Here is a 13,842-nt window from a genome sequence, read left to right as displayed (position 1 = left end):
TTAGTGACCCCCTTTGTGATCGCGCCATGTTCGGCGCAGCGGAAGGATAAGCAGGATGACGATGCCGATCATGGTCAGCATGGCGCTGGCCGAGGCCCGGCTGATCGACCGGTTACCGGCCTGATCCGGTACCAGGAAGTCGTAGGTCAGCCACTGCAGCGAGATGACATAGCCCTGGCTCGAGAAACCGACGATTTCTTCGAACACGCGATAGGCGTCCATCAGGTGGATCATCGCAACAAAGATGATCAGCGGCATCAGATGCGGGATAACGATGTATTTCATACGCTGCCAGCGCGTGGCGCCATCGATCACGGCGCTTTCCAGACTGTCCTGATTAACGGTCTGCAGACCAGCGTAGAAGATAATGGCAGCGAAAGGTGCGACGTGCCACACGCGGTAGAGCATCATCAGGATTTCAATCGTCCACGCCTGCGCGAACAGGGCAATATCCCGACTCAGCCACCATTCCAGCATTGCCGTCAAAATTCCGTCGCCCCGGAACAGCCAGTTGATCGACAGCACCCCGATCACCGGTGTGATGATGAAGGGCAGCAGCGAGATAAAGATTACCGGCCCGCGGATCGCCCGCGCAGCGTTGTTGATCAGGACCGCAATGCCCAACCCGCAGACGATCACCAAAGGTAGAGTGATCAGCGTGAAGGTCAGCGTGAACCGCAACGCCTTCCAGAAGTCGATCGTGGATAGAACGCTCAGGCTGCCTTCACTGATCGCACGCCAGGCGCGCTCGGGTTCCAGCACGTTGCGATAGCTTTGCAGCCCGACATACTCGGTCTTGGTGATGACCTCACCATGTTCGTCCAGCTTCGGTTGCGACTTCAGCTCGGTCGTACAGGTCTGGGTCAGGAAACCGGGGGTGCAGGTTTCAACCTCGACCGTCTCATAAATCGGCTGAGTAATGTAAAAGCTCTGCTTGAACACGCTGACCAACGGGAAAGCGATGAAGAGAAGCATCATAAAGACAGAGGGGCCAACAAAGGCGGCAAATGTCCGGAAGTTCATGGCTCTGCCTTTCTCATGGTTCTCGAGGGATCAGGAGGGGAAGGGAGGGCCGGAGCCCTCCCCCCGGGAGGATTAGTTGTTGACCAGACCAGCTTCTTTTGCAGCGGTAAGGTACGAAGCTTCGATATCGGCCAGAGTGGTCGACGCGTCCTTGGCACCGGTCAGATAATCGGCCAGACCATTGCCCAGCGCGCTGTGCAGAACGCCCATCGGGGCGGACGCGGGATACGCCTTGGCACCGTTTTCTGCAGAAGCTGCGGCACCGGCCGCCAGATCACCCGGCGTGTAGGCGGGGCTCAGCCAGACGGCGGTGTCGTTGTTGGCGCTGACCATTTCACCATCGATACCTTCCAGTACCAGACGGAACGCGGCATCCGCTTCTTCGTCGCTCATGTTCGCGGCCAAGACGACACCGTCCCACCAGATTGTGGTCGCCGGAGCGGCAGCACCCATCGGCGCTGATGCCATGGTCACTTTTCCGACAACCTGGCTTTCGGCTTCGTCATTCATCGCAGCGGCGCGGCTGGCCCACAGGTTCGCCATGGCGATCTTGCCCTGCTGGAACTGCTGCTGAACATAGGTCGAGTCGGATACCAGGAATTCCGGATCCATGTACTCGGTCATGGCCTTCATGGTTTCCAGCGCTTTGACGCCTTGTTCGTTGTTGATCGCAGGCATGTTGCCTTCGCCAAAGAACTCACCGCCTTCGCCCATGTACATGTTGACGAATTCCTGAGCCAGGTTCCAACCGGTCTTGAAGGTACCGCCGATCGGGTATTCCATCACACCGGCTTCTTTGATCTTGGCAGCGGCGGCCAGAACGTCGTCATAGGTCTTGGGTTCTTCGATGCCCAGATCGGCCAGAACGTCGTCGCGATACATCAGGTGCTGTGCGTTCACCATCATGGCAATCGCCATAACCTTGCCGTCCACCTTGATCAGCTGGTTCGGCAGCAGGTCCTGACCGTATTTCTCGACCAGATCATCCAGCGGACGCAGCGAGCCTGCGTTCAGCAGCGGAATCATCGTCTCGTTGGCGACGCCACCGATCTGATACAAGGAAGGGTTCGCCGCAAAGGCTTCGGGCTGTTTCTCGCGGAATTCCTGATCCAGCGAGGCGCTAAAGTTGCCGCATTCGGCCATCGCATCCGTAACGGCTTTCCAAGCCTCAAAACCAGCCGAGAGCGATTTCAGCGGCACTTCGTTTTCATACGCACATTCGGCCCAAGCGCCGGTTGCTGCGAGGGACATGGCGCCTGCCATGAAGAGTGATTTGAGTTTCATGTGTTTCTCCCTGTCAGGATCGGTCCGTCGTCGACGTCCGGACCGCTGTTACGCCCGTTTGGGCTGTTCGTGGGATTGCTCCCCAATCCGAGCACCGCTTTCAGCTTCAAAGAGGTGACAGATATCTGTTGGCACCGAGAACGAGACCATCTCGCCAATCTCGGCACGGAAGGCTTTGTCGGCCTTAACCGACACCAGCGCGCCACCGACCCGGACCGAGATCATGGTCGCGTCGCCCAGCAGTTCCAGCGTGTAGATCGGAGCTGTGATCTGGCCTTGCCCTTCAGCAATGCTGGCATCTTCGGCGCGGAAGCCCAAAGTCATCGGGCCGTCCGGCGCGTCGACCGGAATTTCCACATTCTCGGCGCGGAACACACCGCCCGACACCTGACCGTCCATAAGGTTCATCGCCGGTGAGCCGATGAAGCTGGCGACAAAAGTGTTTGCTGGGCGATCATAAATCTCGGTCGGACTGCCAACTTGCTGCACCACGCCTTTTTTCATAACCACGACGCGGTCGGCCAAGGTCATCGCTTCGATCTGGTCGTGGGTCACATAGATGGTGGTAACCGCCAACTCGTGGCTGAGGTTCTTGATCTGCGCCCGGGTCGAAACCCGCAGCTTGGCGTCCAGGTTCGACAGCGGTTCGTCCATCAGGAACACGTTGGGTTCGCGGACAATGGCTCGAGCCAGCGCCACACGTTGCCGCTGACCACCTGACAGTTCGGCGGGCTTGCGGTGCAGGAACTCGTCCAGCTCGACCATCGCACTGGCGCGACGCACCTTTTCGTCATGGGTCGCCGGGTCGATACCGCGCACTTTCAACGGAAATCGGATGTTCTCATAGACGTTCATGTTCGGGTAGAGCGCATAGCTCTGGAACACCATCGCGACGTCGCGGTCTTTCGGCTCGAGGTCGTTGACCACTTTGCCGTCGATCAGCAACTCGCCTTCGGTGACATCTTCCAGACCTGCGATCATGCGCATCGTGGTCGTCTTGCCGCAGCCTGACGGGCCAAGCAGCACCAGAAACTCACGATCCGCGATGGTCAGGTCGAAATTGTGGACCCCGACAAAATTGCCCCAGCGTTTGCCGACGTTACGCAGTTGAATTTCCGCCATGGTGCCCCCTGAAAGGATTCGCTTTGCATACGTTTGCAAAACTGTATTCTTCGTGAATCATTTCTGGCAAGACTTTTTTGCATACGTATGCAAAAAATCCCTAACCAGCGATTCTCAATCGCTTAAATCCGAAGCAAGCCATCAGGAAAACGGTGCAATCGTGAGCTTTCAGCAAGAAAAAACACTCGTCTCCTCGTTCTTCGAGGCCCTCGACTCAGCCAGCGAATCGAATCTGTCCGACGTTTTTGGGCAGTTCTGCGCGCAGGATTTGCTGTGGCGCGGCTTTCATCCGTTCAATGAGATCATTGGTGCCGAATCCGTGGCACGGACGTTCTGGCAGCCGCTGAAATCCAGCCTGAAGCGGATGCAGCGGCGTCAGGACGTGTTCTTCGCAGGCACCAACTCTCTGGAATCGGGCGCGGATGTCTGGGTGGTGTCGATGGGTCACCTGATGGGCCTGTTCGATACGCCATGGTTGGGGATTCGCCCCACCGGCAAGATGGCGTTTCTGCGCTATTGCGAGTTTCACCGGATCGCCGACGGCAAGATTGCCGAGACGGCAATGTATTTCGACATCCCGCATCTGATGGTTCAGGCCGGACAAAACCCGTTCCCGCCACAGACCGCAGCACATCTGATCCAGCCCGGGCCGCTGACACATGATGGTCTGCTGTATGAATACCAACCCGAAGAAGAAGGCCGCAGGACGCTGGCGGCGATCAACGCCATGATCTCGGATCTCGGCCAATGGAATAGTGGCCTGTCGTTGGAAGACGAGTTGGCCCGCACATGGCATGATGACATGATCTGGTGGGGTCCCGAAGGTATCGGCGCCACCTACACGATTGAACGCTATGCCAAACAGCATTCCGGCCCGTTCCGCGCCGGGTTTACCGAACGTTCCAAAACCAAGCATATCTGCCGTCTGGCCGAGGGGCATTATGGCGGGTTCTTCGGTTGGCCCAATTTCACCGCAGTGCCGACGGGCGGGTTCATGGGGATGCCCGCCACCGGAATACCCGGTGAGTTCCGGGTGATCGACATCTACCGTCGTGCTGGGAATAAGCTGGCCGAGAACTGGATTTTCATCGACCTCCTGCATTTCTGGAAACAACAAGGGGTCGATATTCTAGCCCGCACGACAGGGATTGAAATACCATGAGGATTGATGCGCATCACCACCTGTGGGATCTGAACGCCGTGAACTATCCGTGGCTGATGGAAAAGGGCGCAGTACGGTTCTTTGGCGATCCCACCCCGATTCAGCGCGACTATCTGCTGCCCGAGTTCCGCAAGGATGCCGGGGCTGCCGGTTTTTCCGCTTCGGTTCACATTCAGGTCGGCGCCGCCGATCCCTGGGCCGAGGCACAATGGGTTCAATCCGTCGCCGATCAATATACCGACTGGCCTCTGGTGCAGGTCGCCTTTTGTGACCTGACCACGGACGATCTGGCCGAACAGTTGGACCAGCTGCAATCCCTGCCCTCACTGCGCGGCGTGCGCCAGATCATCGGCCGCGCCCCGGGGGAGGATCAGCTCTCGGGCACAAACGAGTTGCTGGACAACCCGAAGTTTCTGGCCGGGTTGCAACAATTGGGCGAACGCGGCTTGTCCTTTGACCTGCAATTGCTGCCCGAACTGATGGAGCGGACCGCCGCCGTTTTGGCACAAGCACCCTCAACGCAAGTGGCGCTGTGCCATGCGGGGTCACCGCATGACCGGTCCGAAATGGGGCTGGAAGGTTGGTCCAAAGCTCTGAAATCGCTTTCGGCGCTGCCGCAGGTCACCTGCAAGCTCTCGGGCCTCGGCATGTTCGATCACAACTGGTGCGCCAACAGCGTCGGGCCCATCGTCGAGACCTGTCTGACCCAGTTCGGGCCCGAACGCTGCATGTTTGGGTCTAATTTTCCGGTCGACAGCCTGTCATCCAATTACGCGGACCTGATTGCCAGACACAAAGCGCTGGTGCCCGAAGCCCAACACGATCAGGTTTTCGGGCGCACCGCGCAGCAGTTCTATCAGATGTAACAGGCAGAGTGTCCTGCCGGTCAGGACGCCGATTGCTCGGACACGATCTCGCCAAACCGGGTAAAGAACTTGCCCGACAGTTTTTTGGCGGTGCCCGAGATCAGGCGGCTGCCCAATTGGGCGATTTTGCCGCCAACATCGACCTTGGCGGTATAAGACAGCACCGTCTCTTCCCCGTCTTCGGTCAGCGTCACATCGGCCCCTCCCTTGGCAAAGCCCGCAGCCCCACCCTTGCCTTCGCCAGACAGGGAAAACCCGTCAGGGGCGTTAGAGGTGTCCAGCGTGACCTCACCGGCGAACTTGGCTTTGACCGGACCGATCTTCAGCACTACCTTGGCCGCAAGCTCATCGGGCGCGTTCTGGGTCAGTTCCTCGCAACCCGGAATGCACTCCTGCAGGATCTCGGGGTTATTCAGGGCTTGGTACACGACATCCCGTGGTGCCGAGATGCGGATTTCATCACTCAGGTCCATGCGCGCGTCCTTTGATCAGTGGCTTGCCTTGTTCAGCAAAGTTACAGGTTCCGCCGCATCTTTCCAGAGGCTGTTTCAGCGCCGCCAATCCCCGACTGGCGGCGCCCACTTTATCAATCGCTGATCGCGCCTTCCTCATCCCGGCGCTGGTGCATTTTGGCTTTGACCCGTGCACCAACAATCAGGGGCAGGACAAAGCCGATGATGGCGATGGACCACAGCGCGATGGACAGCGGGCTGTCGATCAGGGTCCACCAGTTGCCGTTGTCGATGGTCACCGCACGACGCAGGTTGTTCTCCATCGAGTTGCCCAGCAGTGTGCCCAGAATGATCGGAACCAGCGGCACGTCCAGCTTGCGCAGAACCCAGCCCATCACACCGAACCCGATCATCACCAGCAGGTCAAAGCTGGAGCCCGAGATGCCGTAGATACCCACAAAGCTGACCATCGCAACGATGGGCATCAGGATGCGTGACGGGATCATGAGGACACGGGTGAACAGCCCCACCATCGGGATGTTCATCGCCAAAAGCATGAAATTGGCTATGAATAGAGCCGCAATCAGGCCCCAGACCACATCCGGGTTCTGCGTGAACAGCAGCGGACCGGGTGTGATGTTCAGCGCCAACAGAACCGCCAACAGCACGGCTGTGGTCCCTGATCCCGGCACACCCAGCGCCAGCATCGGCACCAGAGCGCCCCCGGCGGCGGCGTTGTTCCCAGCCTCAGGCGCAGCCACGCCACGTGGATCGCCGGTGCCAAAGGTGTTTTCCTTGTCGACCAGCCGTTTCTCCATCGAATAGGAAATGAACGAACCCAAAGACGCCCCCGCCCCCGGCAGAACGCCCGCGATGAAGCCAAGGAACGAGGTCCGCAGCATGGTCGGGGTACACTTCTTGACCATCGACATCGGCGGATACAGGCGACCGATGTTCAGCTTACGCCCCTCGGCATCCGATCCGCCATGGCGATGTTCAAGAAAGATGAACACTTCTGACAGGGCGAACAGGCCAACGATGGCAACAAGGAAATCGAGCCCGTCATACAGGTGCACCTCACCAAAAGTGAACCGCGGCACGCCTGTCTGGGTGTCCACGCCGATGGTCGCCAGCCCAAGGCCCAGCGCTGCCGCAAAGGCAGACTTCGCCTGATTGGTCGAGGAGACGCCGCCCAAAGTCATGAAGGCCAACGCGAACAGGGCGAAATACTCAGCCGGTCCGAACAGCAGCGCGATCTTCACCAGCTGCGGCGCAAGGAAGATCAGGCCCCATGTGGCCAGAAACGCGCCAACGAACGATGCGATACCGGACAGCGACAGCGCCTCACCGGCAAAGCCCTTTTTCGCCATGGGATGCCCGTCCAAGCAGGTCATCATGGCCGGTTCGTCTCCGGGGATGTTCAGCAGGATCGAAGAGATCCGCCCCCCGTACATTGCCCCGTAATAGACACTGGTCAGCAGGATCAGCGACGGTGTCGCCCCCAGCCCCAGCGTAAAGGCCAGCGGGATCAGAATGGCCACACCGTTCGACGGGCCCAGACCGGGCAGTGCGCCCATGATCGTGCCCAGAAAACAGCCCAGCAGGGCCAGCATCAGGTTCTGCCATGTCAGCGCGATGGCGAAACCGTCTCCGAGGGATGCAAGAGTTTCCATGTTTTTTCCTCAGAACCCCAACGGGCCGCGGGCCAGCGACAGGCCCAGAACCAGATGGAAGATAACGTAGATGCCGACAGATGTGCCGATGCCCACAAGGACGCTTTCGATTGGCCCAGAGCCCAAACGCCAGGCCAGATAGGTAGCGGCAAAAGCGGTTGCGATCACAAAGCCGATTTCGGGTAGCAGTTCGGCATAAAGGATCATCATCACCACGGCGGCGCCGACCTCGACCAGACGGCCCAGCGCGGGCCATTCGGGTTCGGTATCGGGGCGCAGGGCAATGACGATGCTCGACAGGCCCAGAATGGCGGCGATGATCAGGGGGAAAGCTTTGGGTCCGACGGCATCGGACAAAAAGCTCTCCTCGATCGCCAATGCGGAAAAGGCAAATCCGATGGCGAGTAGCAGTCCGACGACCCCGAAGATGCGGTCACTCATCGGTGTCTCCTATTGTTCGGGTAAATCTAATGATCCGGGCACGGCTTGGTGCCCGGATCGCTGTGAGTGGTGTTACTTGATGATCCCGATCTCTTTCGAAATCGTCTGGATCTGACCCACGGATTCAGCGACAAAGTTCTGGAAATCTTCACCCTGAAGGTCCAGCGGGGCCAGACCGTTGGCGGCCATCACCTCTTTCCATTCATCCGAGGCGTAGAGATCACCGATCTTGCCGACCCAGTCGCCATAGGCTTCATCGGTCATGCCACCCGGAGCGTAGAACCCGCGCCAGTTGGCACCGATGGCGTCAACGCCCTGTTCCTTGGCGGTCGGGAAATCTGCAAACTCACCCGGCAAGCGGTCGGGGGCCAGCACCGCGATCACCTTAATATCGCCGGAATCCACAAAACCCTTGGCCTCGGAGATATCGCCGGTGAAGGCCTGAACCGAGCCGGCCAGCAGCTGGGTTACGGCTTCACCACCGCCGTCAAAGGCGATGTATTTGACCGCCCGCACGTCGTCGATGCCATAGGCATTGGCCGCGATCAGCACCTTCAGGTGATCCCAGCCACCCACTGCGGACCCACCGGCAACCGAGACCGAGGCCGGGTCGGCTTTGATCTGGTCCAGCAGTTCGGGCAGTGTGTTGACCGGGCTGTCGGCGGCCACGGCGATCACGCCATAGTCGGCGCCAATGGCGGCCAACCAGCGCACCTGATCCATGGTGTTGCCCGGATAGGCCCCTTGGGCCAGACGGGTGGCAGTGGCCGCGCTGGCGGCAACGATCAGTTCGTTGTCCTCACCACGCTTGTTCACCACCTCGGCAAAGGCCACGCCACCGCCGCCACCGGCAAGGTTCACAACCTGCATCGTCTGGTCGATCAGGCCCAGATCCTGCAGCGACTTACCCACCTGACGGCAGGTGAAGTCCCAGCCGCCGCCAGGGTTGGCCGGGGCGATACATTCCTGCGCGCTGGCGGCGACGCCAGACAGGGCAAAGACAGCAGCCGCAATTGCGCCACTGGTTCCAAACAGTTTCATTCGTGTCTCCTCCTCAGGTCTTTTTGGGCCGCGTTTCAGCGACCGAAACTGATCCCCGCAGGCGCGTGTCCTTGCAGGTCGTACCTGTTTACCGAATAATGCTGTCACGAACCTGTCATGGTTCCTGCGTTCGGCTTTGGGAGGGGTCATGCGCGTTTTGATGATCGAAGATGCCGAAGACCTGGCCGAGGGAGTTGTGGCCCATCTGGCGCGATCTGGCGTGGTGTGCGATCTGGCGACCACCGTGGAATCTGCCAGCGATTTCCGCGCGGTACAAAGCTATGACGCCATGCTGCTGGACATCAATCTGCCTGACGGGTCAGGGTTGAACTTCCTTGGCAAAATCCGCGCCTCAGGCGATCGCACGCCGGTACTGATGCTGACCGCGCTGACCTCGGTCGAGGACCGCGTGGCCGCTTTGGACAAAGGTGCCGACGACTATCTGGGCAAACCCTTCGACCAACGCGAACTGGAAGCCCGCCTGCGAGCCCTTGTTCGCCGGGACGCTGACCGCAAGAGCGAGCAGATCACGCTGGGTCCGCTGATCTATGCCCCCAAGGACCGAAGCGCCACGTTGGAGGGCAAACGCCTGACCCTGACCGCACGCGAGGCCGCTGTGCTGGACGCGCTGATCCGGCATGAGGGGCAATTCTTGTCGAAAACACGGCTCTATGACTCGCTTTACGGGTTCGAAGATGCCGATGTGGGCGAAAACGCCATTGAGCTTTATATCGCGCGTTTACGAAAGAAATTCACCGGCAGTGCCGTCAGCATTACCACCCAGCGCGGGGTCGGGTATCGGATCGGTCTGAATGGCTAGGCTGCACCTGCCCCACAGTCTGACGGCGCGGGTTCTCAGCGCGGTGATGCTGATCCTGATACTCGGCGGCTGTCTTGTGGCGTTGTCAATCTGGGCCAATGGTCGGCTGGCGGCGCGACAGGCTTATGACCGCCTGCTGTTGGGCGCGGCCAGCGATATTGCCGAATCCGTACGTATTCAGGATGGCGAGCCGTTTGTGGATCTGCCGGTCTCGGCCTTTCAACTGCTGGCGCAGGCGCCGGATGACCGGATTTTCTATGCAGTGCAGGTGCCGAATGGCCCGTTCATCACCGGGTTGGATCGTGACACGGTAATCGACGTTCCGCAGCAACCCGGCACCGCGCCCTTCTATTTCGCGGCCAACCTGAACGGAGAACCCGCCCGCTTTGTCCGTGTGGCCCGCCTTTTTGCCGAACGGGAGTTCTCGGGCGAGGTTGAGGTTCTGGTCGGCCAAACCTTACGCGCACGTCAGTCCATGACCGCCGGTTTGATGCGTGATGCGCTGCTGCCCATGGCCATGGCAGGAGTTTTACTGCTGGTCATGTCGTGGTTCGTCACTCGCTCTGCCCTTCGCCCGCTTGAGGCCCTGTCCGACGACCTCACCCGCCGCGACCCGCATGACCTGACACCGATGGTCAGCGATGGGCTGCCGCGTGAACTGCAGGTGATGCTAACCGCGATGAACCGGTTCATGGGGCGGCTCGACCGGCAGGTGGATACGATGCGCAACCTGATTGCCGACACCGCCCATCAGTTGCGCACCCCGGTTGCCGCCATCAGGGTACAGGCCGAGATCGCGCAGGACGATCCCGATCCCCCGGCCCGCGCGCGCGCCTTGGACCGGCTGCTCAGACGCACACGGTCACTGGGCACTCTGCTGGATCAGTTGCTGTCGCGCGCCATGGTGATCCACCGCATCGACAGCGCTCCCCGGCGCCCAGTTGACCTTCGCGAAGTGGCGCTGGACGTGCTAGAACAGAGCGATCACGAACTGGTTGCACCCGGTGTCGAGGTCCGGCTGGAGATCGGCGAAACCCCGGTGCTGATAAACGCCGACGCCTTTTCCCTTGGTGAGGCCGCAAAGAACCTGCTGGGCAATGCGCTACGGCATGGTGAACCACCTATCAGCATAGGAGCGACTCAAGAGGGCACCCGCGCCGTTCTGTGGGTGCGCGATCATGGCCCCGGCCCCGCCACACCCATCGCCGATCATATAGGGGATCGGTTCAACCGCACCACCGGCTCGGGCGAGGATAGCAGCGGGCTGGGCCTGTCGATCGTGAAATCCACCGCCGAGGCTTTTGACGGCAAAGTTGAGATGATCCGCGACGATACCGGATTTCGCGCAGCACTCAGCTTTCCGGCCACGAGGGGGATGAAATGATCCGCGCCCTGATACTCTGCCTTTTGTTTGCCCTGCCCGGCATACCTCGTGCGCAGGAAGCCACCGCCAGTTTCGGCGGCGGCAATGACCCGATGCTGATCCGATCAACGACCGACATCGCCATCATTGCCCCATTGCTGGAACGTTTTGCCGAGCTGAAACCCGACCTGCGGATCACCTACGAACAATGGGGATCGAATGCGCTGTTCCAGCACAGCCGCACGGTCTGCAAGGGTGGCCAGAGCCCCGCCGATGTGGTGTTTTCCTCGGCCATTCAGCAGATGGTGTGGCTGGTCAATTCCGCCTGTGCTCACCGCTACCGTTCCCCCAGAACCGAAGCCCTGCCGGAGGCACGCAGGTGGAGGGATGAGCTGTGGGGCATCACTACTGAGCCCGCCGTCATCGCCTACAACAAAGCGCTGCTGGAGGATAAGCACGTGCCCCGTAATCGCTTTGCTCTGCTGGACGCGATGCGCACACAGCCCGATCTGCTGCGGGGTCGGGTGGCGACCTATGACATCGCCGCCTCGGGTCTGGGATACCTGTTCGCCTATGGTGACAGTCTTGAGGCCACGACCTTTGGTTCCCTGATCGAAGGCTTTGCCCGCATCGATGCCGTGGCCACCTGCTGTTCATCCGAGATCATCCGCGACGTGGCCGAGGGGCGGTTCCTGATCGCCTACAATGTTCTGGGGTCCTACGTCGCCAATGCAGATGCCCCTGGCGTGGGCGTGATCCTGCCCGAGGATTACACGCTGGTCCTGTCCCGCGCCTTCATGATCCCGGCGCAGGCGGCCAACAAGGATGCCGCGACCGGGTTTCTGGATTTTCTGCTGTCACCCGAGGCGCAAAACCTGCTGGCGGCTTCGGGCCTTGTGGCCCAGATGGACGCAACTGAGACCGGCCTGACCCCCAGCGCCCGCCGCTTTATCGCGTTGTCCCCAGCGCTGCTGGTCGCGCGGGACCAGAACCGCCGGGCAGAGCTGTTCAAATTGTGGAACGATGCCTTTGACGTGGAAACCGCTCGCTAGGCCTGTTTTTCGACCACCGGCTCTCCATCCGCATTGACCGCCGGTTCGGCATCGGGCCGGACGGGTTCTACCGGCATCTCGATGACTTCGGGCTCAACCGTTTCCTCGACCTCTTCGATTTCAGGTTCCGGCTCGGGCTCGGCTTCCTGTTTGTCCTCAAGCGCGCCGACAATCAGCGGCAGCATGTGAACGCCAGTGGCCGTTGCGATCTCGGGTGTTCGTGGGGTCTGCCAGCTGAGCGTATCAAAGCTGCCGCAATTCTGGCAGACCGGGGCCCATTCGGGCTGAATGTCGTGGCAGTTGTCACAGACCCATTGCGGCCCGCGCGGCGCGTTCAGCGCCTTGGCCAGCCAGCCCTGCACCACGGCGTCCGAGGCACCTTCACCCCGTTCAATCGCAGCCATCAGTGTATAAGCGCGCGCATCGGCTTGTTTTTCGACCACATCACCCAGCGCCCGGCGGGCTTCGGGGAAGTCCTCGGCCACGATGTTCAACTCAGCCAGGATCAGGCGCGTTTCCGGGTTTTCCGGGTGAATGCGGGTCAGAGCGGTAAAGCGTTTAATCCGCGCCTCGGGCGTTTCATCCGGCGCGATTTCAGCAAAGGCATGGGCCAGATCTGGGTGCGGCTGCACCTCCCAGGCTTTTTTCAGGATCTTGGTCGCGGCGCGCGGTTTGCCTTTTTCGATATAAGCCCGCGCGGCCATCGCAGCGGCGGGCACAAGATCGGGTGACAGGCGGTTGGCCTCAATCGCGTGTTCCTGCTGTTCAACCGTTGCGCCCTCGGCCAGAATACCCTTGGCCTCGGACAGAGCCAGCACCGCATCGCGGCGCTTGAACACGTCACGCGGTAGGTGACCGGCCTTCAGCTTGGCGGTCAGAGTCGAACGCGCGCCACTCCAGTCATGCGATTTGGTTTGCAGACCCAGCAAAATGTCCTGAGTTTCAGCATGGCGTGGTTTGATCGCCAGTGCCTTTTCGGCCAGCTTGCGGGCGGTATCGTCGTCGCCCTCGGCCAGTTTCTGTTTCATGATTCCGCGCACGCCGACAAACCGGGTGGCGTTGTTGGTGACCAGCTTCTTGTAGGTCTCAGACGCCTTAGTGGTATCGCCATTCATTTCAGCCGCCTGCGCCACCAGCAGGTTGGTCAATTCCGGCTTGTTCAGCAGCTTTTCGGCCTTGTAGGCCTTGTTCATCGCCACGCGACCCTCGCCCGAGGCCAGTGCCATCAGGCCATCAGCCAGCGCCTGATAGCCCCGCTTTTCGCGGCTGCGGTCGAAATAGCGCGACAAGGCGGTTTCGTCGCCATTAAGGAAATGAAGCGTCGCGATCAGCAAGGTCAGCAGCTTGAAGAACACCCAGATCAGGACAACCAGCACGCCCAGCGCAATCACCGATTGCAACGGCCCCAAGGTGAATTCCTGACCCCACGCCGTGATCTGCACACCGCCACTGGTTTCCATCAGGAACATGGCGCCCATGGCCAGAAGGCCGATAATCGCTACAAAAACAAGGATCTTTAACAATGACCACAGCATGGCAGGTC

The 13,842-nt window shown here is 60.2% G+C and carries 13 protein-coding genes; 5 read left to right on the top strand and 8 right to left on the bottom strand.

The window, feature by feature from the left end; translation table 11 throughout:
* The 3 genes from GOW98_RS17640 to GOW98_RS17630 all read right to left on the bottom strand — a co-directional run bounded on the left by GOW98_RS17640 (position 1) and on the right by GOW98_RS17630 (position 3,429).
* A complete protein-coding gene (locus tag GOW98_RS17640; protein WP_170334411.1) occupies positions 1-1,023 on the bottom strand; it encodes a carbohydrate ABC transporter permease in 1,023 nt (340 codons plus the stop codon).
* 72 nt (positions 1,024-1,095) lie between these two features.
* Positions 1,096-2,307 (bottom strand): ABC transporter substrate-binding protein, encoded by a 1,212-nt coding sequence (locus GOW98_RS17635; protein ID WP_170334410.1) that lies wholly within the window; start codon positions 2,305-2,307, stop codon positions 1,096-1,098.
* A 48-nt stretch (positions 2,308-2,355) separates the two neighbouring features.
* Positions 2,356-3,429, bottom strand: coding sequence for an ABC transporter ATP-binding protein (locus GOW98_RS17630; protein WP_170334408.1), 1,074 nt, complete (start codon positions 3,427-3,429; stop codon positions 2,356-2,358).
* Positions 3,430-3,586: 157 nt separating this feature from the next.
* On the opposite strand from GOW98_RS17630, the gene GOW98_RS17625 reads away from it, so the two are divergent.
* Both GOW98_RS17625 and GOW98_RS17620 read left to right on the top strand, forming a co-directional pair.
* Positions 3,587-4,591, top strand: coding sequence for an ester cyclase (locus tag GOW98_RS17625; protein ID WP_437436865.1), 1,005 nt, complete (start codon positions 3,587-3,589; stop codon positions 4,589-4,591).
* Positions 4,588-5,457 (top strand): amidohydrolase family protein, encoded by an 870-nt coding sequence (locus GOW98_RS17620; RefSeq protein WP_170334404.1) that lies wholly within the window; start codon positions 4,588-4,590, stop codon positions 5,455-5,457. The genes GOW98_RS17625 and GOW98_RS17620 overlap by 4 nt, the downstream gene beginning before the upstream one ends.
* A gap of 20 nt (positions 5,458-5,477) precedes the next feature.
* On the opposite strand, the gene GOW98_RS17615 is transcribed toward GOW98_RS17620, so the two are convergent.
* The 4 genes from GOW98_RS17615 to GOW98_RS17600 form a co-directional block, all read right to left on the bottom strand.
* A complete protein-coding gene (locus tag GOW98_RS17615) occupies positions 5,478-5,930 on the bottom strand; it encodes an SRPBCC family protein (protein WP_170334401.1) in 453 nt (150 codons plus the stop codon).
* 113 nt (positions 5,931-6,043) lie between these two features.
* The gene (locus GOW98_RS17610) at positions 6,044-7,582 is read right to left on the bottom strand and encodes a tripartite tricarboxylate transporter permease (RefSeq protein WP_170326072.1); all 1,539 of its coding nucleotides are present in this window, start codon (positions 7,580-7,582) and stop codon (positions 6,044-6,046) included.
* 9 nt (positions 7,583-7,591) lie between these two features.
* The gene (locus GOW98_RS17605; RefSeq protein WP_170334399.1) at positions 7,592-8,023 is read right to left on the bottom strand and encodes a tripartite tricarboxylate transporter TctB family protein; all 432 of its coding nucleotides are present in this window, start codon (positions 8,021-8,023) and stop codon (positions 7,592-7,594) included.
* Between the two features lie 72 nt (positions 8,024-8,095).
* The gene (locus GOW98_RS17600) at positions 8,096-9,064 is read right to left on the bottom strand and encodes a Bug family tripartite tricarboxylate transporter substrate binding protein (protein WP_170334397.1); all 969 of its coding nucleotides are present in this window, start codon (positions 9,062-9,064) and stop codon (positions 8,096-8,098) included.
* 148 nt (positions 9,065-9,212) lie between these two features.
* Between GOW98_RS17600 and GOW98_RS17595 the strand changes: the two genes are divergently transcribed.
* Genes GOW98_RS17595 through GOW98_RS17585 form a run of 3 tightly spaced genes read left to right on the top strand, consistent with a single transcriptional unit; the run spans position 9,213 to position 12,299 of the window.
* Entirely contained in the window at positions 9,213-9,884 is a 672-nt protein-coding gene (locus tag GOW98_RS17595; RefSeq protein ID WP_170334395.1) for a response regulator transcription factor, read from the top strand.
* Entirely contained in the window at positions 9,877-11,268 is a 1,392-nt protein-coding gene (locus GOW98_RS17590; protein WP_170334393.1) for a sensor histidine kinase, read from the top strand. The genes GOW98_RS17595 and GOW98_RS17590 overlap by 8 nt, the downstream gene beginning before the upstream one ends.
* On the top strand, positions 11,265-12,299 hold the full coding sequence (locus tag GOW98_RS17585) for an ABC transporter substrate-binding protein (RefSeq protein WP_170334391.1): 1,035 nt from the start codon (positions 11,265-11,267) through the stop codon (positions 12,297-12,299). Before GOW98_RS17590 ends, GOW98_RS17585 begins: the two co-directional genes overlap by 4 nt.
* On the opposite strand, the gene GOW98_RS17580 is transcribed toward GOW98_RS17585, so the two are convergent.
* The gene (locus tag GOW98_RS17580) at positions 12,296-13,834 is read right to left on the bottom strand and encodes a heme biosynthesis protein HemY (protein WP_170334389.1); all 1,539 of its coding nucleotides are present in this window, start codon (positions 13,832-13,834) and stop codon (positions 12,296-12,298) included. The genes GOW98_RS17585 and GOW98_RS17580 overlap by 4 nt on opposite strands.
* Positions 13,835-13,842: the final 8 nt, after the last annotated feature.

It is taken from the genome of Ruegeria arenilitoris (genome assembly GCF_013032445.1).
Taxonomy (GTDB): Bacteria; Pseudomonadota; Alphaproteobacteria; order Rhodobacterales; family Rhodobacteraceae; genus Ruegeria; species Ruegeria arenilitoris_F.
The sequence above is the reverse complement of the archived record's forward strand: the minus strand, read 5'-3'. Positions and strand labels throughout refer to the sequence as shown.